Below are 21,471 nucleotides of genomic sequence, written 5' to 3'. Positions count from 1 at the left end.
ATGAACTGGCTGCAGAAAATCATGACGCCGAAGACCCGCGCCCCCAGCGCGGCCGGCGGCAAGGGCAAGGTGCCGGAAGGCGTCTGGGAGAAGTGCGCGGGCTGCGGTACCGTGCTGTACAAGCCCGAGCTCGAAAAATCGCTGATGGTCTGCCCGAAGTGCGGCCACCACCACGCGATCTCGGCGCGCGCCCGTCTCGCCGCCTTCTTCGACGAAGGCAGCACCACCGAGCTGTGGCCGAAGATGGAAGCCGTCGACGCGCTGAAGTTCAAGGACCAGAAGAAATACAAGGACCGCGTCGCCGCGGCGCAGAAGAACACCGGCGAAAAGGACGCGCTGATCGCGATGTCCGGCCGGCTGCTCGAGCGCCCGGTGGTGGCGGTCGCCTTCGAGTTCGCCTTCATGGGCGGCTCGATGGGTTCGGTGGTGGGCGAGAAGTTCGCCCGCGCGGCCGAGAAGGCGCTGGCCGAGAAGAGCGCACTCGTGTGCTTCTCCGCCACCGGCGGAGCCCGCATGCAGGAAGGCCTCTTCTCGCTGATGCAGATGGCGAAGACGTCGGCCGCGCTGGCGCGCATGCGCGACGCCGGCGTCCCCTACATTTCCGTGCTCACGCATCCCACCACGGGCGGCGTGTCGGCGAGCCTGGGCATGCTGGGCGACCTCAACGTGGCCGAGCCGAAGGCGCTGATCGGTTTCGCGGGCCCCCGCGTCATCGAGCAAACCGTTCGCGAGACCCTGCCGGAAGGTTTCCAGCGCTCGGAATTCCTCGTGGACCACGGCGCGGTGGACGTCATCGTCGACCGTCGCGAGATGCGCGACAAGCTCGGCGCCGTGCTCGGCATCCTGCAGAAGGCCCCGCGCGCGGCGGCCTGAGCCCGGTCGGGTTCAGACCAGGACCCGCTCCGCCCAGAGCGATAACGTGCCGAGGCCGCCGCCGATCGCGGTGGCCGCGATCACGTCGCTCGGATAATGCAGGCCGAGCACCACGCGCGAGGCGCCGATCAGTGCGGCGAACCCGATCAGGAACGGGCCCAGCACCGGATAGTGGGCCACTGCGACCACGGTAAAGGCCACGGCCTGCAGGGTGTGGCCCGACGGGAAACTGAACTCGTCCAGCGGCGGCACATGGGCGATCACGCCGGGGCAGGTGCGGAAGGGGCGAGGGCGGCGCGTCCAGCGCTTCAGCACGCGGTAGAGCATCAATGCGGTCAGGCCGGTGATCGCCATCTGCACGGCGACGGCGACGCCGTGCCAGCCTCCGGCGAGCGCGATCACGCTCATCAGCGCATACCAGAAGACCCCGTCGCCGAGGCGGCTGATGGCGCCGAAGAACAGGCCGATGGCGCGACGCGCGCCCCACCGGTTGGCGGCGACGCACATGCGCCGGTCCAGGTTCGCCCTACGCGGCGACGGCGGTGCTGCGTTCATGGACGTGCTCCTTGGCCAGGGACTGCATGATCGATTCGAAGGCCGCCACGACCGACTCGGGCGACAGTCCCGCGACGGTGGCACGCGCGGCGTGTCCCATCGCCGCGCGTACGTGGGCGTCGGCGCCGAGCGCGGCGGCGCGCTCGATGAGGCCGCCTTCGTTGCCGGGGGCGACGCGTATGCCGTTCTGGCCGTTGCGAATGAATTCGCGCGCGGCCGCTTCGGCGTACGCCACCACCGGGATGCCCGACGCCATCGCTTCGAGCACGACGTTGCCGAACGTTTCGGTGAGGCTCGGAAAGACGAAGAGATCCGCGCTCGCGTAGTAGGCCGCCAGCTCGTCGCCGCCGCGGGTGCCAGCGAAGATCACGTCCGGGTTCGCGGCTTCGAGCGCGGCGCGGCCGGGGCCGTCGCCGACGATGACGCAGCGCGCCCCCGGGCAACGTCGGGCGAGGGCGCGATAGGCGTCGATCACCACGTGCAGGTTCTTTTCCGGCGCCACGCGGCCGACGCTGAGAACGACCGGGGCCTCCGGCGTCGCGCCCCAGGCGGCGCGCAGCGCGTCGTCACGGCGGTCCGGGTGGAAGCGCAGGGTGTCGACGGCACGACGAAGCACGCGCACGTCATGCACGCCGAGGTCGTTGAGCTCGCCGGCGAGCTGGCCGGTGGGCACCAGCGTCGTCTGCGCACGACGATGGAAGCGGGCGAGGTAATGGCGCACGAGCGGCGTGAGCGCGCCGAAGCCGTAGTGGCCCACGTAGAAATCGAAACGGGTGTGGAACCCGGTGGCGACGGGAATGCCGAGGCGCCGCGCGGCGCTGACGGCGCTCCAGCCCAGGGGGCCTTCCGTGGCCACATAGACGGCATCCGGCCGGTCGGAACGCCAACGGCGCTCGAGTCGGTAACGCGAAGGCATGCCGAAGCGCAGGCCTGCGTAACGGGGTACCGCGCCGCCTTCGACGGCGAGGACGTCCATGCCCGCATCGGCAAGGGGCGGCGTGTCGGGATGGATCGGGCGAACGAGGTCGACGGTGTGGCCGCGGCGAACGACGCCGCGGGCGAGCGACTGGACGGTGAGGGCGACCCCGTTGACGTCCGGTGCGTAGGTCTCGGTGACGATGCCGATGCGCATGGCGGTGACCCTCGTTGCCTGGCTTGACGCATGCTCGCTCGCGGGAATGTCCGGGCGGTTATGGGCGTATGACGGCCGGATGACATGCCTGCCCGTTTTCGGCGCCTGCGTGGCGCGGGCGGCGCAGCTCCGCCGCATCGGCTAAAATCGCGGGCTTGTCCGACCGATGACCCTACGATGACCGTTCGCACCCGTTTCGCCCCGAGTCCCACCGGCTACCTCCACATCGGCGGCGCACGCACCGCGCTGTACTGCTGGCTGGAATCCCGTCGTCGTGGCGGCGAGTTCGTGTTGCGCATCGAGGACACCGATCGCGAGCGATCGACGCAGGAAGCCGTGCAGGCGATCCTGGATGGCATGTCGTGGCTCGGGCTCGTGCACGACGAGGGCCCTTACTACCAGACGCAGCGCATGGACCGTTATCGCGAGGTGGCGGATCGGCTCCTGCGCGAGGGCAAGGCGTATTACGCCTACGAAACCAAGGAAGAGATCGAAGCGATGCGCAACGCGGCCATGGCGGCCGGCGTCAAGCCGCGTTACAACGGCTACTACCGCGACCGCAACGAGCCGTACCGCGACGACCCGAACCGGGTGATCCGCTTCAGGAACCCGTCGTCCGGCAGCGTGGTGTTCGACGACAAGGTAAAGGGCCGCATCGAGTGGTCCAACGAAGAACTCGACGATCTCGTCATCTTCCGTTCGGACGGCTTCCCCACCTACAACTTCGCGGTGGTCGTCGACGATATCGACATGGGCATCACCGAGGTGATCCGCGGCGACGACCACGTCAACAACACCCCGCGCCAGATCAACATCTACAAGGCGCTCGGCGCGCCCGTGCCGGAGTTCGCGCACCTGCCGATGATCCTCGGCCCGGACGGCCAGAAGCTGTCAAAGCGCCATGGCGCGGTGAGCGTCATGCAGTATCGCGACGACGGCTTCTTGCCCCATGCGCTGCTGAACTACCTCGTTCGCCTCGGCTGGTCGCACGGCGACCAGGAGATCTTCTCGGTGGAGCAGATGACCGAGTTGTTCGACATCGCCGACGTCAACAAGGCCGCGTCGCGTTTCGACGTCACCAAGCTGTCGTGGCTCAACCAGCATTACCTGAAGACGGACACGCCGGACACTCTCGGTCGCGAGCTTGCCTGGCACCTCGCGAAGATCGGCATCGACCCCGCGCAGGGTCCCGACCCGGCCGACGTCGTCGTCGCACTGCGCGATCGCGTGCAGACGTTCAAGGAAATGGCCGAGCGCGCGAAGATCTGGTACGGCCCGATCGTCGAATGGGACGAGAAGGCGATCGAGAAACACCTGCGCGCCGAGACGGCACCCGCCGCCCTCGGTGCCGCGCGCGCCGAACTCCTCGCGTTGCCCGAGTGGACCCCGGAAGCCATCCACGGCGCGGTCGAGCGCGTCGCCGCCGCGCTGGAACTCGGCATGGGCAAGGTCGCCGCGCCGCTGCGTGTCGCGATGACCGGCACGCAGGTATCGCCGTCGATCGAGTACACGATCTTCCTCGCCGGCCGCGAGGGCGCGGTGGCGCGCATCGACGAGGCGCTCGTCCGGGCGAAGGGCTGATTTGCCCGGCACCGGCCTGAACCGTTGTGGGAGCGGCCTTGGCCGCGATGGGTGCTTGCCGCAAGCACCCATCGCGGCCAAGGCCGCTCCCACCCGACGGTAGGTGCGCATGGAAGAACTGCTGACCAAAGCCATGCAGGGCGTCGACCCCGGCGCCCCCGATGCGTTCGCGCAGATAGTTGCGAACCTCATGGCGCTCGTGCCGTGGACGCAACTGATCGTCTGGCAGATCGTGTTCATCGTGATCGGCGCGCTGCTGGGCTGGTGGCGCGGCCGGCTGAAGGCCACGGTGATCGCGTCGCTCCTGGTCGGCCCGTTCGGATGGGTCGTTCCCTTCCTGCCCCGGCGCACGCCGCCGCCTCTGCCGGGGTCGAAAAATCGCTGATCTGGCCTCATGTTAGGATGCTGCGCGAGAGGATATGCCTGTGACCGACCACGCCCACCATCACGATCACCAGCACCACGACGACGCCCGCGGCTTCGTCGAGGCGGTAGAGATCGCGTCGAACGAGCGCGGCCTGCGTCTCACGCCGCTGCGTCGCGAAGTGCTCGAACTCGTGGCGACCGCGGGCAAGCCGGTGAAGGCGTACGACCTGCTCGACCGCCTGCGCGAGAGACACGGCAACGCCGCGCCGCCCACGGTGTATCGCGCGCTCGATTTCCTGCTCGAGAACGGCTTCATCCATAAGCTGGAGTCGATCAACGCGTACGTGTCGTGCCATCACCCGGCCGAAGCGCATCAGGTGCCGTTCCTCATCTGCGACACGTGCCAGTGCGCGCAGGAAGTGTGCGACGAGCGCGTCGCGGAACTGATCGAAGCCCAGGCGAAAGCGTTCGGCTTCCGCCCGCAGGCGCAGACCCTCGAAGTGCACGGCACCTGCAAGACCTGCCTCGAATCCTGACCGTCCGTCGCCTGCCGAAGAGTGGGAGCCGATCGTATCGGCGATCCCGCGATAGCGGGCCGGGTCGCGGACCCGTTCGCCGATACGATCGGCTCCCACCCTTCGGTCGGTCGATCAGAAGTAAGCGCGAACGCCTACCGAAATATTACGACCCGGCTGTGGTGCGACGTCCTTGAACAGCGACGTCGCCGGTCGCGCGGTCTGGTTCGTGAGGTTGTTGCCGTCGACGAAGGCTTCCCACTGGCTGCGCTCGTCGTTGACGAAGGTCCATGCGAAGTGAGCGTTGACGAGCGTGTAGCCGGCGGTATCCGTTTCGAAGGCCGCGACCCTGTCCTGCTTCATGTAGCGCACGGCACCGACGCTCGCGCGAAGACTGTCGGCGTTCCAGCTCAACGTGCCGCCGACGCGGCCGGCGGGAATGCGCGGCACGTTGCCGGCGCCGTCGGTCAGCGTCGCGCGCACGGTGTCGCCGAAGACGCGCAAGTCCCAATGGCCCGACGGACCCTTCGCCAGATGGAAGGTCGCCTCGGCTTCCGCGCCGCGGAACGTCGCGTCGTTCTGCGACCACACGCGTACCGGCAGGTCGTCTTCGATCTCGCCCGTGTCGGCGAGGTAGATGAAGTTCTTGTAGCGGTTGTAATACGCCGCGATCTTGCCTTCGACGAATTCGCCATGGAAGTGCAGGCCCAGTTCGGCCTGGTTCGATTTTTCCTTCGACAGGTCGCTGCCGATCTCGAACGTGTTCGACGCCTCGTGCGGACCGTTCGCGAACAGTTCTTCTTCCGACGGCGCGCGCTCGGCGTGATCGAGGTTCAGCGACAGGTGCCACTGCTCGGCGAAGCGCCACGCCACGCCGGCGGAGAAGCTGTTCGGCGCGAACGTCCGCTTCGGACCGTCGTCCGGATCCACGCTCTGCCGATCGTGCCGCGCGCCGAGCTCCACCTTCACCGGACCGAAGTCGCGCTGCTCCGTGAGGAACACGCCGACGCCGCTCGTGGTGGTCGCCGGTACGAACGTTTCCTCGCCCACGGCGGCGAACTGGCGATGTTGGGTCTGCACCCCGAACGCGCCATCCCAGCCGGCGATCGGTTCGTGCGTGACGAGCAGGCGGCCCTGATTGCTGTTCGTCGTGAACGTGGTACCGGGCGTGGCGCCTTCGTATTCCACGTGCTGGTACGCGCCGTGCCCGAGGCTGAAGTCGACCTTCGCGATCCCGTCGATCGGCGTGATGAGACCGCCTTTCAGCGTGTAATTGGTCTGCGCCATCTTGATGTGCACCGGATCCTCGCCCTCGGCCGGATCGCCCGGTTCGGCGGGGCTGCCGTAGAGGTCGAGGAAACGCGAGACCGAGAGGCCGACGAAGCCCCACGATCCGAGCACCGACGCGCCCACGGCGCCGGACGTCGTCCTGACCGCGCTGTTGGCGAGCGTGCCGCCGGGAATGTCGTAGTCCTCGTTGTCGCGGTGCATGCCGTCGACGTGGATGGCGAACGTGTCGTTGCCGGCATCGAGGCGGAGGAGGCCGGTCCTGCCGTCCGACACGGAGTCGCCGCGCACCTCCGCGCGCCCGGCGAATCCGTTGGCAGGCGCCTTCTCCGGAATGCGCCCGTCCACGACGTTCACCACGCCGCCGATCGCGCCGGAGCCGTAGAGCAGGGTGGCGGGGCCTTTGAGCACCTCGATCTGGTCGGCCAGGAACGGCTCGAGCGTGACCGCGTGGTCCTGGCTCACGTTCGACACGTCCTGCGAGGACAGGCCGTTCTCGAGCACCGCCACGCGCGGGCCGTCCAGTCCGCGGATCACCGGGCGACCGACCGCCGTTCCCAGGCCCGAGCTCTGCACGCCTGGGATCGACGACACGGTGTCGCCCAGCGACACGCCTCTGGCGTCGTCCAGTGCCGAACCGGCGAGAACGGCGACCGGCGCCACGATCTGGTCGGCTTTCTGTCCGCCGGGGACGGCGTTCACCACGATGGCGTCCAGCTGGTCGGCATGCTTGCGACCCTTGCCCTGGGCGTCGTTCGCCCCCACCGACGGGGTCGTGCCTTCCTGGGCGACATCGTCGGCCAGGACGGGCAGGGACGAGCCGAGACTCGAGGCAAGGGCCAGGGCGATCAGGGTTCTGCGCATCGGGGTGAAGCTCCAGTTGGGTTTTGCAATGTTATAAAGTATCATTGCTTGCCTCGACCCGTGCAACTAGTCACGCTATGTCTTCCATGACCGAATCGCTGCCCGAATCCGACGTTCCCCGCCGCTGGTGGCATGCCGCCGACCGGCTCGGCGCGACCGCGTCGTTCCTCTGCGCGATCCACTGCGCCGCGCTGCCCTTCGTGATCGCCCTGCTACCGCTGATAGGGCTGTCGTTCCTCGCGGATCATCGCTTCGAGGCCGGCTTCGTCGGCTTCGCCTGCGTGCTGGCGAGCTTCGCGGTCGTCTCCGGCTACCGCCGCCACCGCCGCCGGCTGCCGCTGATGCTGGCCGCGCCGGGCCTGCTGCTGCTGATCCTGGGCGTGACGTTCCTGCACGGCGGTTCGCTGCTCGCCCACAGCATCCTCGTCACATGCGGCGGGTTCCTCGTCGCCGCGGCGCATTTCGTGAACCTGCGGGTCGACCGCGGCGACCATGCGGGGCACATCCACGGGCCGTCGTGCGCCCACCCGTGATTGTGTAACCGCGCCACGATTCCCTAGCCTTCGCGCCATGCCTCACGATCATTCCCATTCGCACGGTCATGCGCACGCGCACGGCCACGACCACGATCACCTGGAAGGCGGCAGCGAGCGCAAGCTCCTGTTCGCATTCGTCGTCACGCTGGTCATGCTGGTGGCCGAGGCCGCGGGCGGCGTGGTGTCCGGCTCGCTGGCGCTGCTCGCCGACGCGGGCCACATGCTGGTGGATGCGCTGGCGCTGTTGCTCGCGTTCCTCGGTGCGCGCTTCGCTTCGCGCCCGGCCGACGCGCGCCGTACGTACGGCTATGGCCGTATCGAGGTGCTCGCGGGATTCGTCAACGCGCTGACCCAGTTCGCGCTCGTCGCATTCATCGTCTACGAGGCCGTGCAGCGCCTCTTCCATCCCGAACCGATCCTTTCGGGCGTGATGCTGGTCGTCGCCATCCTCGGCCTGCTCGCCAACGTGGTCGTGCTGCGCACGTTGCACGGCCACGATCCCGACGACATGAACATGGCCGGCGCGAGCCTGCACGTCCTCGGCGATCTCCTGGGCTCGGTCGCCGCCGTGCTCGCCGCTCTCGCCGTCCGTTGGCTCGCGTGGAACTGGGCCGATCCGGTCCTTTCGATCCTCGTCTCGATGCTCATCCTGCGGAGCGCCTGGTCGCTCGTCCGCCGCTCGGGTCACATCCTGCTGGAAGGCACGCCCGAGGGCGTGGACCTCGGTGACGTCCAGCGCGGTCTGCTCGAGATCGACGACGTCATCGTCGACATCCATCACGTGCACGTCTGGCAGGTGACGGCCGGCTCGCGCATGGCGACCCTGCATGCCGAGCTGTCGCCGGCCGCGGAGCAGGCCGACCAGGCCCGCGTGCTGACCGCGATCAAGCAGCTCCTGAGCGAGCGCTGGCGCGTCGAGCACGCCACCGTGCAGTTCGATCCCGGCCCGTGCCCCGACGAGCTGGAGGGCTGCGGCAAGGCCGGCCCGCACGCTCGCTGAACAGGTACTCTTGCGCTTTACGCGGCCGCTGATACGATGTCCGGCCGTTCCTCTTCATCATTACGAATCAAGGAGTTTCCCATGGGCAAGGGCGACCGCCGCACCCGTCGCGGCAAGATCTACCGTTCCAGCTATGGCAAGGCCCGTCCGCACGTCGACGTCGTCACCGGCGCCGCCGTCGCGAAGCCGGCTGCTGCCAAGCCCGCCGCCAAGAAGGCCGCGCCGCGCAAGAAGGCCTGAGCCTTCGGTAGCGTGAAAAAAATCCCGCTTCTGGCGGGATTTTTTTTTGTCTTTGGGTTGGGGGAAGGCTCGGCTTCGCCCTCCCACAGACGTCAGAGCTCCAGACGCTCGGCGAACTCGAAGTGCCCGTCGGCCGGTGCGGCGATGACGTTCTGCTGAACCACGCCAGGGAAGATGTTGACGTCGGAGCCGCTGTGGTTGTTGGCGTTGTAGAGGTAGGGGACGTGCGACCAGACGCGGTAGCCCAGCGCCTTGATCGCCTCGACTTCCGACTGGGCCTCGTCGAGGCCGCTGAGGCGCGCGTAGATCAGCGGTCGGTGCGTACGGATCGTTTCGCCCGCGCCGGCGAGCGTGTCGACGAGTGCGTGCGACAGGTTGATCTTCAGCAGGTGCAGCGCGTCGAGCCGCAGGCTGTCGACGGTGGCGATGCGGACTTTTTCGTCGGTTCCGGCGCGGCCCAGGGGCGTGAGCGAGGCGAGGGACGCCTGGCCCTTGCCGCGGCCCAGCCACACGGGATGCGTGAAGACGTTATCGAGGCCGTTGATCGCCACGTTCGCGCAGGCCTGCTGGAAGCGGATGCGGCGAGGTTCGGCGAGGTGGACCTGACCGTGCGGCCCGACCACCTGCGACATCCACAACGCATGCGCGGCGAAGTCGCCGCCGAACTCGAGCACCGTCTGCCCTTCGTCGAGCAGGGCGCTCAGCAGGGTCGTTTCCTGCTCGGCCCATTCGCCATAGGCCTGGAGCGACCTCGCCGCGGCGTTGTCGAGCGCGACGGTGGTCGCGATGCCGTAGCGCGTGGACCAGAAGGGCTGTGTCGCCTGGCCGGCGGGGGATTTCGTGCTCATGGAATCTCGTCGTTCGTGGGGGAGGGATCGTGGGGAAGGCTTTCGTAGAGGCGCTGGACGTCGCGGCGGCATGCCTGCGCGTCGCGTCGCCACGCCGGGTGCTGCTCCGCCAGGAAGGCATGCACGAGGGCGTCCGAGCAGATGGACGCCGCTTCTTCCGGCGGCAGGCAACGCGCGCGGCGTTCCGCGGCGCGCGCGGCGAGCAGGGCCGTTTCGGCGTCGGGCATGCGTTCGTACGCCTCGTCGAGAAGGCGCTGCGCCTCGTCGAGATCGTCCAGGCCGTCGGTCGCGCGGCGCAGGGCCGCGCGCCGTATCCGGATGTCGCCGCGTCGGTGCCGCGCTCGCGCGGACCACGCGCCATCGAACGTCGCGAGCGTGCATGCGGCCGCGTCGGCATCGTCGAGGCGCGCCGACGCCGTCGCGGCGAGCGACCACGAGGACCATGCGAGCAGCACCTCGATGTGCGCATCGAGCAGGCACGGATCGGTCGCGCCGGCGCTTTCGGCGGCGAGGGCACGCAACGCGAACAGGCGCGTGGCACCGCTCATCCGCGCGATGCGGGCGAGGCGCACGGGTACGAGGCTCGCGGCGAACGACGGTTCCGCATGCGCGGCGCGCGCCTGTCGCGCGCGCGCCTCGTCCTCGATGGCCGCAAGGCGACTCGCGGCCTCGCGGTGCGGGAGATCGTTCGCGAGCTCGGTTTCGAGGGAGGGCAGGATCCAGCGCGCGAGCCGCCCGTCGTCGCCGTCGTCGTCCAGTTGAGCGTCGAGGATCTCGCGCCATGCCAGCAGATGCGTCGTCGTGGCGTCGGCGCGACGGAGTCTCGGGAATCGCGTGTCGCCGACGAGAAACGGTCCGTGGTCGCCGGCGGCGTCGGCGAGGAAGGCGAGCAGGTAGGTGCCACCGGCGTCGCTTTCCGGGGAAACCGGCTCGTAGGTGGGCACCAGCAGGTCGACGGCCGACGGGATCATGTGCAACCCAGGTGTCTCGTACGACGTCTTGCGATAGACCCAGGTCGGATTCAACGCGCGGCGGGCCGATGGCTCGACCGCGACCGGCGATGCCGGCGGCTCGGCGAAGAACGGGGCGACGCTCGGTGCTTCGGCGACGGGTGCGCGCGACCGGCGACGCCGCCGCACGATCACCGCGAAAAGCGTCGCCAGTCCGCCGCTGCCGGCGAGGAACGACCATCGCCATGCAGGCGCCGACGCGACATGCCGTTCAGGCGTGGCGGCGTCCCGTGCTGCCGGCGACGGGGCGACGCGTGGGTTCGTTGCCACCGGCTGCGACGCGACGACGGGCGGAGCGGGCGACTCCATGGCGTCGAGCATGCGTGCCACGTCGCGCATCTGCCGCGCGCGACGCGTTCTCTCGGCCTCGTGGTCGGGCGCGTCGGCGCATCCGACGAGCGTCGGCGCGAGCGCCGCGACGAGAACGAGGCGCAGCAAGGCCGGGTGCCCCTTCTCCGGGGGTGGCGATGAAACCTTCAACGAACTTCCTTGCGTCGAGTGGCATGCCACGACGACGCTCCCGATGCGGGCGTCGCCTGATGGCGAAGCCGCACGATGGTAGTGGGCCGAGCCCGCTGGAATCGATGGAAGTTTTCGGAAAAATCGGCTGGATTTGCCTTACAGAACGACCCGCTCGCCCGCGACCCAGCTCTCGCGGAGCAACGAGCCGCCGATCCAGTAGCAGAGTTCGGCCAGATGGCGCACGTTCCACACGGCGAGGTCCGCACGCTGGCCGGGAGCGAGCGTGCCCCGATCGGTCAGGCCCAGTGCGCGTGCGGCGTTCACGGTGGCACCGCGCAATGCTTCTTCGGGCGTCAGGCGGAACAGCGTGCACGCCATGCCCATCGCGAGGCGCAGCGAGAGCAGCGGCGATGTGCCGGGATTGAGGTCGGTTGCCACGGCCATGGCCACGCCATGCTCGCGGAACGCGTCGACCGGCGGTGGCCGCGTGTCGCGCAACGCGTAATACGCGCCGGGCAGCAGTACGGCGACGGTGCCGGCGGCGGCCATCGCGCGCACGGCGTCGGGGCTGGTCCATTCCAGGTGGTCGGCGGACAGGCCGCCGTATCGTGCGACCAGTGCCGCGCCGCCGAGGTCGGACAACTGTTCGGCATGGAGTTTCACGGGCAGGCCGAGCGCGGTGGCCTTGTCGAACAGGCGCTGTGTCTCGGCGTGCGTGAAGCCGATGCCCTCGCAGAACGCGTCGACCGCGTCGACGAGTTCCTCGTCGGCGAGCGACGGGAGCATGATGTCGCAGACGAGCGCGACGTAGTCGTCGCGTCGTCCCGCGTACTCGGGAGGCAGCGCGTGCAGGCCGAGGAAACTCGTGCGCACGTCGACCCCGAGCACCTCGCCAAGGCGGCGCGCCACGCGCAGCATGCGCCGTTCCGCTTCGGGCTCGAGCCCGTAACCGGACTTGATCTCGAGCGTGGTGACGCCATCGGCCAGCAGCGCTTTCGCCCTCGGCAGCGACTGGCGCAGCAGCTCGTCTTCGCCGGCGGCCCGCGTGGCACGCACGCTGGAGACGATGCCACCGCCCGCGCGGGCGATCTCCTCGTAGGTCGCGCCTTCGAGGCGCAATTCGAACTCTTCCGCGCGATCGCCGCCGAACACGAGATGCGTGTGGCAGTCGATCAGCCCCGGCGTCACCCAGGTGCCCGGCAGCGACGCGACATGATGCGCCAGCGCGTGCGGCGCACCCGGCAGGTCGGCCATCGGGCCCGCGAAGACGATGCGGTCGTCCCGCCAGCCGATCGCCGCGTTCCCGATGGCGCCATAGGGGGCGCCATCGTCGCGCATCGTCGCGAGGCCGACGTCGACGAGCAGGTGATCCCAGCGTGCGTCGTCCGTCACAGGGCGCCCTCGCCACCGACGCTGCGCGCCCAGCGCACCTCGTAGAGGTCGTAGCGACGATCCTTCAGGTTCTGGACCGCGCCGGAGTTGCGGGCACGGGCCAGGTTCTCCAGACGCAGGTCGGCGAACAGCACGGTTTCGATGTTGGGCGTGGAGTCCGCGGCGATGCCGTCGCGCGCGAAGGGAAAGTCGCTCGGCGTGAGGATGCAGCTCTGCCCGTACTGGATGTCGAAGTTGTTCACGCCCGGCAGGTTGCCCACGTTGCCGGAGAGCACCACGTAGCACTGGTTCTCGATCGCGCGGGCCTGCGAGCAGTAACGCACGCGCAGGTAACCCTCGCGCACGTCCGTGCAGAACGGCACGAAGAGGATCAACGCGCCCTGGTCGGTGAGGTGGCGGGCCACTTCGGGGAATTCGGAGTCGTAGCAGATCATCACGCCGATCGGACCGCAGTCGGTCTGGATCGTCGCCGCGGAGTCGCCGCCGGTGATGTTCCAGACGTTCTTCTCGCTGGGCGTGGGGTGGAGCTTCTCGCGTTCGTGGATCGACCCGTCGCGGAGGCACACGTAGCAGACGTTGTGGATGTCGCCGTTCGGCTGCCGCGTGGGATGCGACCCGCCGATGATATTGATGTTGTAGTGCACGGCGAGCCGGTGGAACAGCGCCTTGACCTCGTCGGTGTATTCCGAGAGGCGGCGGATCGAGTCGACCGGCGACAGCTCGGCGTTCTCGATCGACAGCAGCTGCAGCGTGATGAGTTCGGGGAACGCGACGAAATCGGCGTCGTAATCCGCCGCGATGTCCACGAAGTACTCGACCTGCTTCGCGAACTCGTCGAACGACGCGATGCGCCGCTGCTGGTATTGGACGGACGCCACCCGTACCGAGTCGGGAAGGCGGTGGCTCTGCGAGACGCGCGGCATGTCGGGCTGGTCGTGGCGCTGCGGATTGCGCCAGACGAGGAGCGCGGCGTAGCCGAGCGATTCGTGATCGGACGGCACGTATTCGCGAAGCAGACCGACCATTTCGAAGCCGTTGCGCAGCTGGAAGCTCAGCGTGGGATCCCGGCGGCTGCCGTCGACGACCGCGCGCGCATACGCTTCCGCGCTGCCGTAGCGACCGATCGCACGGGCCAGTCCGGGCATGCGCCCGCCGAACACGATGCCGCGCAGTTTCAGGTCGGTGCACAGGCGCTTGCGCGCCAGGTACAGGCGCTGGCCGATGCGCATGCCGCGGTAGTCCGGATGAACCACCACTTCCATGCCATAGAGCCAGTCGCCCTTGGGATCGTGTCGCGACGCGAAGCCGCCGCCCGTGATCTGCATCCACGTATGGGGCGCCAGCGCCAGCGACTCGCCGATGCGGAACGTGGCACAGAAGCCCACGATGCGGCCTTCGTACTCCACGACGAACTGGCCTTCGGGGAAGTGCGTCTGCTGCCCCTGCAGCATTTCGGCGGAGTGGCCCCATTCCGGCGTGTAGACCCTGGCGGTCAGCGCGACCAGCGCGGGAACGTCGACGGGGCGCGCCTGGCGCAGCAGCAGTTTGGGAGGATGTGCGGCGTTGGTCTCGGTCATGCCTTCATTATGCGCCGCGCGGTACCATGCGCGGAATTCACCGCCGGAACGCTCCCATGACGCATGTCGCCCTGACCGCAGACTTCTTCTGGCAGGACGGCGCGTGGCGTGCGGGCGACCGCGCGCTGGGCGTGTCGGCCGGGCGCTTCGCCGCCGCCGCGCATGGCGAGCGTGCGGGACGCTTCGTGCTGCCGGGCATGCCGAATCTCCACTCGCACGCGTTCCAGCGCGCGATGGCGGGGCTGGCCGAGCGTCGCGGCCCGGGCGAGGACAGTTTCTGGACGTGGCGCGAGACCATGTACGCGTTCGCGGAAGCCATCGATCCCGATGACCTCAAGGCCATCGCCACGCAGCTCTACGTCGAGATGGTGAAGGCGGGGTACACGCAGGTCTGCGAGTTCCACTACCTGCACCACGGGCCGCGGGGCGTTCCGTACGCCGATCCCGCGACGATGTCGCTGGCCCTGATGGAGGCGGCGAAGGAGGCCGGCATCGGCCTGACGCTCCTGCCCGTGCTCTACATGACCGGTGGCTTCGACGGTCGGCCACTGACCGAGCGGCAGCAGCGCTTCCGCCACGATGTCGGTGCGTTCGTGCGGCTGCTCGAACGCCTGGCCCCGCTGCAGAACGACATGTTCACGCTCGGTATCGCGCTGCACTCGTTGCGCGCCGTACCGGAAGACGCGATGCGGGCACTGCTCGCGACGGGCATCGCGCGCGATCTTCCGGTGCACATCCACGTGGCCGAGCAGATCGGCGAAGTACAGGATTGCCTCGCCGCGCGTGGCGCGCGTCCGGTCGAATGGTTGCTCGACCACGCGGATGTCGACGCACGCTGGACGCTGGTGCACGCCACGCACATGACACCGCACGAAACCGATCGTCTCGCGAAGAGTGGAGCGGTGGCAGGCATCTGTCCGACGACGGAGGCCAACCTGGGGGACGGCCTGTTCCCCCTGGCGGCATTCATCGATGCCGGCGGCACCTTCGGCATCGGTTCCGATTCGCACATTTCGGTCTCGCCGGTGGAGGAACTGCGCTGGCTCGAGTACGGCCAGCGCCTGCTGACGCGCCATCGCAACGTCGCCGCCCGCGTACCGGAAGGAAGCGTCGGTACCGCGCTCTGGCAACGCGCGCTCGATGGCGGCGCACGTGCGTCGGGCGCCGCCGTGGGCAGTCTTTTCGAAGGCTCGCGTGCCGATCTTCTGGTGCTCGACGATCGCTCGCCGCTACTCGCGGCACGCGATGAGGCCGACGTGATCGACAGCTTCCTGTTCGCCGGCAACACGCCGCTCGTCCGCGACGTGATGGTGGGCGGAGAATGGCGTGTGCGCGATTTCGCGCATGCCGCCGAGGCATCCGTGGCGAGCGCTTACCGCGGCGTCGTGGAAAAACTGGCGGCGGCCTGATCCACCGGTCCGGACGGGCACTTCGCCCGCCCGTAGAGCCCTGTCGCCGACGGCGCGTTCTTCGCCATGGCCGCGGGGGAGGCGAAGATCTCCACGCCGAGATCGCAGCGGTTCTCGCGTAACGTCAGACGCACGGTGTCCATGCGCGTGGGCGGCGCATCGCTCAGGGTGCACATGGCATCCTTCGCGAGCCGCAAAACCACGATGTTCCCGGTCGACGTCACGACGTCGAAGTGCGCGTTCGCGCAGCCCTTCCAGCTGAGCGTGTCCTTGCCCACGGTGAGCATGCGCAGCCCGATGAACGCGTTGCTGTAGGGCTCCCAGTCACCCGCCAGCCAGGCGGGCGCGGTGGGCGCGGTGGGCGCGGCGGAGAAGAGGGCGAGGGCGATCAGAGGATGCATGCCTGTAAGCATACGCCGCTCAGGTGGGACGAGGTCTTCGGTGGGGGGCAGCAGGCTGGCTCCCACCGGGTGCTTGCGCCATCGCCATGATCGTGGTTTAGTCGAGGCATGATTCGCATCGCCGCCCGTAACGCCAATACCAATAATGCCCGGAACCTCGGGAGGGTCGGCGTGTAGGCGGTTTCAGGCGAAACCAACGAATACACGAAAGGCCCGCCCTCACAGGCGGGCCTTTTTCTTTGCGCGTACTGATTGCCTCGGGAGCTAGACCATGTGTTCGATCTTCGGAATGTTCGGCCTCGCCACGGGTGACGACCTCGTCGCCCTGCGATCGCAGGCCATGGCGCTTTCGCAGCGACAGCGCCATCGCGGGCCCGACTGGAGCGGTGTGTACGTCGACGACGGCGCCATCCTCGTGCACGAGCGACTGGCGATCGTCGATCCCGCGAGCGGCGCACAGCCGTTGCGCTCTCCCGAGGGCGACCTCGCGCTGGCGGTGAACGGCGAGATTTACAACCATCGCGAGCTGCGCGAGGCAAGCGATTACGCGTTCACCACGGCCTCCGACTGCGAGGTGATCAACGCGCTCTACCGCGCGCACGGCGCCGATTTTCTTCCGCGCCTCAACGGCATCTTCGCGTTCGCGCTGTGGGATGCGGGCCGGCGCCGTGTCCTGATCGCGCGCGACGCGATGGGCGTGTGTCCGCTCTATTGGGGGCACGACCGGGAAGGGCGCCTGTGCGTCGCGTCGGAAATGAAATCGCTCGTCGGGGTCTGCGCGGACGTGGCCCCGTTTCCGCCCGGCCACGTCTACGACAGCGAACACGGCGAGGCGCGGAGTTATCGGTCGCCTTCGTGGCGCGAGTACGACGCCACGAAGGGCCGCACGATCGAGCCGGCGGCGTTGCGTGCCGCCTTCGAGGCCGCCGTGCACCGGCAGATGATGACCGACGTGCCGTATGGCGTGCTGCTGTCGGGAGGCCTCGATTCCTCGCTCGTCGCCGCCGTCGCCGCCGGATTCGCGCGGCGGCGGATCGAGGACGACGATCGCGACGAGGCATGGTGGCCGCGCCTGCATTCGTTCGCGATCGGACTGGAGGGTTCCCCGGACCTGAAAGCCGCGGAGATCGCCGCCGAGGCGCTGGGTACCGTCCACCACGGCTTCCGCTACACGTTCGACGAAGGCCTCGACGCGTTGCCGGAGGTGATCCGCCACATCGAGACCTACGACGTCACCACGATCCGGGCGTCGACGCCCATGTTCCTGCTGGCCCGCCGGATCAAGGCGATGGGCGTGAAGATGGTGCTTTCCGGGGAGGGGTCGGACGAGGTGTTCGGCGGCTACCTCTATTTTCACAAGGCGCCGTCGGCCCGGGCGTTCCACGAGGAGACGATCCGCAAGCTCGACGCGCTGCATTTCTACGATTGCCTGCGCGCCAACAAATCGATGTCGGCCTGGGGCGTGGAGGCGCGGGTGCCGTTCCTCGACACGGATTTCCTCGACGTCGCGATGGGTTTCGACGCCGAGGCGAAGATGGTCGCCCGCCGCGGTATCGAGAAGGGCATCCTTCGCGAGGCGTTCGAAGGCGTGCTGCCCGACGAGATTCTCTGGCGGCAAAAAGAGCAGTTCAGCGATGGCGTCGGGTATGGCTGGATCGACGGGCTGAAGGCCCATGCCGAGGCGATGGTCTCGGACCGGGAATTCGCCGCCGCGGCGTCCCGGTTCCCGTTCAATACCCCCGCCACCAAGGAAGCATTCCTCTACCGGACGATCTTCGAGACGCATTTCCCCGGGGAGGCCTGCGCCGCGACGGTGCCGGGCGGAAAGTCCATCGCGTGTTCGTCGCCGGCCGCGCTGGCGTGGGACCCTTCCTTCGCCGCCGCTGCCGATCCCTCGGGGCGAGCGATCCGGGGCGTGCATCGGGAGGCCCTCGAGGCGTGACGGACGCTTCCGCGGCGATAGGCGGCCGCCGGGTGCGCGCCTCTCCATGGCGCCACCCGGTTCCATGCAGTGCGGCATACCGGCGACTTTGCTAAGATTTCCCGCTTTAGCCGGCGCGCCCCGCGCCGCACAGCAGGTGAGCCAGTCATGATCGAGATCAATCCGATCCTTGCGCAGATCGCGGACCTCAAGGGCCGCGTCGAGTCGCTTAGGGGGTATCTTTGACTACGCCGTCAAGAAAGAACGGCTAGAGGAAGTCAACCGCGAGCTGGAGAGCCCCACCGTGTGGGACGACCCGAAGCGCGCGCAGGAGCTGGGCCGCGAGCGCGCCCACCTCGATAACGTGGTGACCGGCGTCGACGAGATGACCGCGTCGCTCGACGACGCGCGCGAGCTCCTCGACATGGCCGCCGCCGATGGCGACGAGGACACCGTGCAGTCGATCGTCGACGACCTGAAGAAGGTCGACGCCCGTGTCGGCAAGCTCGAATTCCAGCGCATGTTCTCCGGCGAGCTCGACGCCGCGCCGGCGTTCGTCGACATCCAGGCCGGCGCCGGCGGCACCGAAGCCCAGGACTGGGCCGAAATCCTGCTGCGCATGTACCTGCGCTGGGCCGAATCGCGCGGCTGGAAGGCCGAGCTCATGGAAGTGTCCGGCGGCGACGTCGCGGGCATCAAGTCGGCCACGTTCCGCGTGGAAGGCGATTACGCCTACGGCTGGCTGAAGACGGAGATCGGCGTGCACCGCCTGGTGCGCAAGAGCCCGTTCGACTCCGACAACCGCCGCCACACGAGCTTCACCTCCGTGTTCGTATCGCCGGAAGTCGACGACAACATCGAGATCGACATCAACCCGGCCGATCTCAAGACCGACGTCTACCGGTCGTCGGGCGCGGGCGGTCAGCACGTCAACAAGACCGAGTCCGCCGTGCGTATCACGCACGTGCCGACCAACACGGTTGTGGCCTGCCAGACCGAACGCAGCCAGCACGCCAACCGCGATCGCGCGATGAAGATGCTGAAAGCGAAGCTGTACGAGCTCGAAGTGCAGAAGCGCAACGCCGAAAAGGACGCGCTGGAAGCCTCCAAGTCCGACATCGGCTGGGGCAGCCAGATCCGCAACTACGTGCTCGACCAGTCGCGCATCAAGGATCTGCGCACCGGTGTGGAACGTTCCGATACGCAGAAGGTGCTCGACGGCGATCTCGACGAATTCGTCGAGGCCAGCCTGAAGGCCGGCCTCGAGGCCGGCTCCAAGCGCATCGACGCCTGATCCGGCGGGGACCCGCGGTCCCCGCCTTTTTTTCCGCCAGACACCCAGCGAAGCCATGACCGACGATACCCGCGACGACATCCCCGGCAGCGACGAAAACCGACTGATCGCCGAGCGCCGCGAGAAACTCAAGGCCCTGCGCTCGCAGGGCATCGCGTTTCCGAACGATTTCCGGGTCGACAGTTTCGCGGGCGACCTGCAGGACGAATTCGCCGACAAGGACACCTGGACCGCCGAGGCCATCGAAGCGACGCCGCGCCGCGTCGCCGTGGCTGGTCGCATCCTTCTCATGCGCGGGCAGGGCAAGGTCAGCTTTGTGCAGATGCAGGACGGCACGGGTCGCATCCAGCTCTTCGTGCATCAGGGAACGCTGGGCGAAGAAGCCTACGACGCGTTCAAGCGCTGGGACCTCGGCGACATCGTCGGCGCCACCGGCCTGCTGATGCGCACGAAGACGGGCGAGCTGTCCGTCAAGGTCGACGGCATCCGGCTGCTGACGAAGTCGCTGCGCGGCCTGCCGGACAAGCACCACGGCCTGGCCGACGTCGAGCAGCGCTATCGCCAGCGCTACGTCGACCTCATCGTCACCGAGGAATCGCGCCGCACGTTCGCATTGCGCTCGAAGATCATCAGCCACGTGCGTCGCTGGCTCGAGGCCGAGCCGCGTCGCTTCATGGAAGTCGAAACGCCCATGATGCACGTGATACCCGGCGGCGCCACGGCGCGCCCGTTCACCACGCACCACAACGCGCTCGACATCCCGCTGTTCCTGCGCGTGGCACCGGAGCTCTACCTCAAGCGCCTCGTCGTCGGCGGCTTCGACCGCGTCTACGAGATCAACCGCAACTTCCGCAACGAGGGCGTGTCCACGCGACATAACCCCGAGTTCACGATGCTCGAGCTGTACCAGGCCTATGCCACGTACCACGAGATCATGGACATCACGGAAGGCATGATCCGCGCCGCCGCCACCGACGTGGTCGGTGCCACGCGGATCGAGTGGGACGGCGCGACCGTCGACCTCGGCCCCGCGTTCCGTCGCTGGCGCATGGAAGACGCCGTGCTCGAACTCAATCCCGAGATCAAGGCGTCCGAACTGCGCGACCGCGAGGCCATGGCGACCCACGCGAAGCGCCTCGGCATCCACGTGAAGCCGGGCTACGGGTGGGGCAAGCTGCTGCTGGAGATCTTCGAGGCGACGGTGGAACACACGCTGATCCAGCCCACCTTCGTCATCGACCATCCGGTCGAGGTCTCGCCGCTCGCGCGCGAGAACGACACCGACAAGGGCATCACCGACCGCTTCGAGCTCTTCATCAACGGCAAGGAGATCGCCAACGGCTTCTCCGAGCTCAACGATTCCGAAGACCAGGCCGCGCGCTTCCAGGCGCAGGTGGATGCCAAGGACGCCGGCGACGACGAGGCGATGCACTTCGACGCCGATTACATCCGCGCGCTGGAAGTCGGCCTGCCGCCGACCGGCGGCCTGGGTGTCGGCATCGATCGCCTGGTGATGCTCCTCACGGGCTCGTCGTCCATTCGCGACGTGCTGCTCTTTCCGACCATGCGCCCCGAGGCCTGATCCCATGTATTACGCCATCACCGGTATCGATCATCCCAACTCGCTGGAAAAGCGCCTCTCGGTGCGCCCGGCCCACGTCGAACGTCTCAAGGCCCTGAAGGACGCCGGTCGCCTGAAGATGGCGGGTCCGTTCCCGGCCATCGATGCCGAAGATCCGGGCGAGGCCGGCTTCACCGGCAGCCTGATCGTGGCCGAGTTCGAGAGCCTCGAAGCCGCCCAGGCCTGGGCGGACGCCGATCCGTATATCGGCGCCGGCGTGTACAAGGACGTCTCGGTCCGCCCCTACCGCATCGTGCTGCCGTGACCGTCGAGAAGGTCGAGCGCATCCGCGAACTCCTGACGAAGGCGCTCGACCCGCTCGTGCTCGAAGTCATCGACGAGGGCCACAAGCACGCGGGCCATTCGGGTGAGGGCAAGGGCCACTTCTTCGCCCGCATCGTGAGCCCGGCGTTCGCCGGCAAGAACCCGATCCAGCGTCACCGGATGGTCTACGAGGCACTGGGCGACATGATGCCGGACGGCATCCACGCCCTGTCGATCGAGGCGAAGGCACCGGGGGAATAGGTGCCTGTCGTGGTGGGAGCCAGTCCGCTGGCGATGGGTGCGCGCGGCAAGTACCCATCGGC

The 21,471-nt window shown here is 68.2% G+C and carries 21 protein-coding genes; 13 read left to right on the top strand and 8 right to left on the bottom strand.

Annotated features, from left to right (window positions below; genetic code table 11):
- Positions 1 to 873 (top strand): acetyl-CoA carboxylase, carboxyltransferase subunit beta, encoded by an 873-nt coding sequence (gene accD, locus BMX32_RS00230; RefSeq protein WP_089973843.1) that lies wholly within the window; start codon positions 1 to 3, stop codon positions 871 to 873.
- A 12-nt stretch (positions 874 to 885) separates the two neighbouring features.
- Here the strand turns inward: accD and BMX32_RS00225 are convergent, their stop codons facing one another.
- Positions 886 to 1,428, bottom strand: a complete 543-nt coding sequence (locus tag BMX32_RS00225; protein WP_089973842.1) for a phosphatase PAP2 family protein — start codon at positions 1,426 to 1,428, stop codon at positions 886 to 888.
- On the bottom strand, positions 1,400 to 2,560 hold the full coding sequence (locus BMX32_RS00220) for a glycosyltransferase family 4 protein (protein WP_089973841.1): 1,161 nt from the start codon (positions 2,558 to 2,560) through the stop codon (positions 1,400 to 1,402). The genes BMX32_RS00225 and BMX32_RS00220 overlap by 29 nt, the downstream gene beginning before the upstream one ends.
- A 177-nt stretch (positions 2,561 to 2,737) precedes the next feature.
- On the opposite strand from BMX32_RS00220, the gene gltX reads away from it, so the two are divergent.
- The 3 genes from gltX to BMX32_RS00205 all read left to right on the top strand — a co-directional run bounded on the left by gltX (position 2,738) and on the right by BMX32_RS00205 (position 5,043).
- Complete coding sequence (gltX, locus tag BMX32_RS00215) at positions 2,738 to 4,141, top strand: glutamate--tRNA ligase (RefSeq protein WP_089973840.1); 1,404 nt, start codon at positions 2,738 to 2,740, stop codon at positions 4,139 to 4,141.
- A gap of 109 nt (positions 4,142 to 4,250) precedes the next feature.
- The gene (locus BMX32_RS00210) at positions 4,251 to 4,526 is read left to right on the top strand and encodes a hypothetical protein (protein WP_089973839.1); all 276 of its coding nucleotides are present in this window, start codon (positions 4,251 to 4,253) and stop codon (positions 4,524 to 4,526) included.
- A 34-nt stretch (positions 4,527 to 4,560) separates the two neighbouring features.
- Positions 4,561 to 5,043 (top strand): transcriptional repressor, encoded by a 483-nt coding sequence (locus BMX32_RS00205; RefSeq protein ID WP_089973838.1) that lies wholly within the window; start codon positions 4,561 to 4,563, stop codon positions 5,041 to 5,043.
- A gap of 114 nt (positions 5,044 to 5,157) precedes the next feature.
- Here BMX32_RS00205 and BMX32_RS00200 read toward each other — a convergent pair whose 3' ends face one another.
- The gene (locus BMX32_RS00200; RefSeq protein ID WP_089973837.1) at positions 5,158 to 7,173 is read right to left on the bottom strand and encodes a TonB-dependent receptor; all 2,016 of its coding nucleotides are present in this window, start codon (positions 7,171 to 7,173) and stop codon (positions 5,158 to 5,160) included.
- Between the two features lie 86 nt (positions 7,174 to 7,259).
- Between BMX32_RS00200 and BMX32_RS00195 the strand changes: the two genes are divergently transcribed.
- The 3 genes from BMX32_RS00195 to BMX32_RS19045 all read left to right on the top strand — a co-directional run bounded on the left by BMX32_RS00195 (position 7,260) and on the right by BMX32_RS19045 (position 8,949).
- Positions 7,260 to 7,706, top strand: a complete 447-nt coding sequence (locus BMX32_RS00195; RefSeq protein ID WP_089973836.1) for a MerC domain-containing protein — start codon at positions 7,260 to 7,262, stop codon at positions 7,704 to 7,706.
- A 37-nt stretch (positions 7,707 to 7,743) separates the two neighbouring features.
- The gene (locus BMX32_RS00190; protein WP_089973835.1) at positions 7,744 to 8,709 is read left to right on the top strand and encodes a cation diffusion facilitator family transporter; all 966 of its coding nucleotides are present in this window, start codon (positions 7,744 to 7,746) and stop codon (positions 8,707 to 8,709) included.
- 81 nt (positions 8,710 to 8,790) lie between these two features.
- Positions 8,791 to 8,949, top strand: a complete 159-nt coding sequence (locus BMX32_RS19045; RefSeq protein ID WP_089973834.1) for a 30S ribosomal protein THX — start codon at positions 8,791 to 8,793, stop codon at positions 8,947 to 8,949.
- A 92-nt stretch (positions 8,950 to 9,041) separates the two neighbouring features.
- Here BMX32_RS19045 and BMX32_RS00180 read toward each other — a convergent pair whose 3' ends face one another.
- From BMX32_RS00180 to BMX32_RS00165, 4 genes are all read right to left on the bottom strand, one after another.
- Entirely contained in the window at positions 9,042 to 9,797 is a 756-nt protein-coding gene (locus tag BMX32_RS00180; RefSeq protein WP_089973833.1) for a class I SAM-dependent methyltransferase, read from the bottom strand.
- Entirely contained in the window at positions 9,794 to 11,287 is a 1,494-nt protein-coding gene (locus tag BMX32_RS00175; RefSeq protein ID WP_139206641.1) for a hypothetical protein, read from the bottom strand. The genes BMX32_RS00180 and BMX32_RS00175 overlap by 4 nt, the downstream gene beginning before the upstream one ends.
- Positions 11,288 to 11,425: 138 nt before the next feature.
- Positions 11,426 to 12,607 carry an imidazolonepropionase gene (gene hutI, locus BMX32_RS00170; protein ID WP_211664190.1) on the bottom strand — a complete coding sequence of 394 codons (1,182 nt, stop codon included), beginning with the start codon at positions 12,605 to 12,607 and terminating at the stop codon, positions 11,426 to 11,428.
- 50 nt (positions 12,608 to 12,657) lie between these two features.
- On the bottom strand, positions 12,658 to 14,238 hold the full coding sequence (locus tag BMX32_RS00165; protein ID WP_089973830.1) for a bifunctional GNAT family N-acetyltransferase/carbon-nitrogen hydrolase family protein: 1,581 nt from the start codon (positions 14,236 to 14,238) through the stop codon (positions 12,658 to 12,660).
- Between the two features lie 56 nt (positions 14,239 to 14,294).
- Between BMX32_RS00165 and BMX32_RS00160 the strand changes: the two genes are divergently transcribed.
- The gene (locus BMX32_RS00160) at positions 14,295 to 15,647 is read left to right on the top strand and encodes a formimidoylglutamate deiminase (protein WP_089973829.1); all 1,353 of its coding nucleotides are present in this window, start codon (positions 14,295 to 14,297) and stop codon (positions 15,645 to 15,647) included.
- Here the strand turns inward: BMX32_RS00160 and BMX32_RS00155 are convergent.
- Positions 15,611 to 16,048 (bottom strand): hypothetical protein, encoded by a 438-nt coding sequence (locus BMX32_RS00155; RefSeq protein ID WP_139206640.1) that lies wholly within the window; start codon positions 16,046 to 16,048, stop codon positions 15,611 to 15,613. The genes BMX32_RS00160 and BMX32_RS00155 overlap by 37 nt on opposite strands.
- A gap of 271 nt (positions 16,049 to 16,319) precedes the next feature.
- Between BMX32_RS00155 and asnB the strand changes: the two genes are divergently transcribed.
- The 5 genes from asnB (at position 16,320) to BMX32_RS00130 (ending at position 21,409) form a co-directional block, all read left to right on the top strand.
- On the top strand, positions 16,320 to 17,990 hold the full coding sequence (gene asnB / locus BMX32_RS00150) for an asparagine synthase B (RefSeq protein WP_089973827.1): 1,671 nt from the start codon (positions 16,320 to 16,322) through the stop codon (positions 17,988 to 17,990).
- Between the two features lie 147 nt (positions 17,991 to 18,137).
- Positions 18,138 to 19,263 (top strand): peptide chain release factor 2 gene (gene prfB, locus BMX32_RS00145; RefSeq protein ID WP_139206639.1). Its coding sequence is split into 2 segments (ribosomal slippage): positions 18,138 to 18,212 and positions 18,214 to 19,263, totalling 1,125 coding nucleotides; the frame shifts between segments, so codons are not numbered across the junction.
- Positions 19,264 to 19,318: 55 nt separating this feature from the next.
- A complete protein-coding gene (gene lysS, locus BMX32_RS00140) occupies positions 19,319 to 20,845 on the top strand; it encodes a lysine--tRNA ligase (protein WP_089973826.1) in 1,527 nt (508 codons plus the stop codon).
- A 4-nt stretch (positions 20,846 to 20,849) separates the two neighbouring features.
- Positions 20,850 to 21,149, top strand: a complete 300-nt coding sequence (locus tag BMX32_RS00135; protein WP_089973825.1) for a YciI family protein — start codon at positions 20,850 to 20,852, stop codon at positions 21,147 to 21,149.
- Complete coding sequence (locus BMX32_RS00130) at positions 21,146 to 21,409, top strand: BolA family protein (RefSeq protein WP_089973824.1); 264 nt, start codon at positions 21,146 to 21,148, stop codon at positions 21,407 to 21,409. Before BMX32_RS00135 ends, BMX32_RS00130 begins: the two co-directional genes overlap by 4 nt.
- The last annotated feature ends 62 nt before the right edge of the window (positions 21,410 to 21,471 follow it).

Source organism: Luteibacter sp. UNCMF331Sha3.1, assembly GCF_900109915.1.
Classification (GTDB): Bacteria; Pseudomonadota; Gammaproteobacteria; order Xanthomonadales; family Rhodanobacteraceae; genus Luteibacter.
The sequence above is the reverse complement of the archived record's forward strand: the minus strand, read 5'-3'. Positions and strand labels throughout refer to the sequence as shown.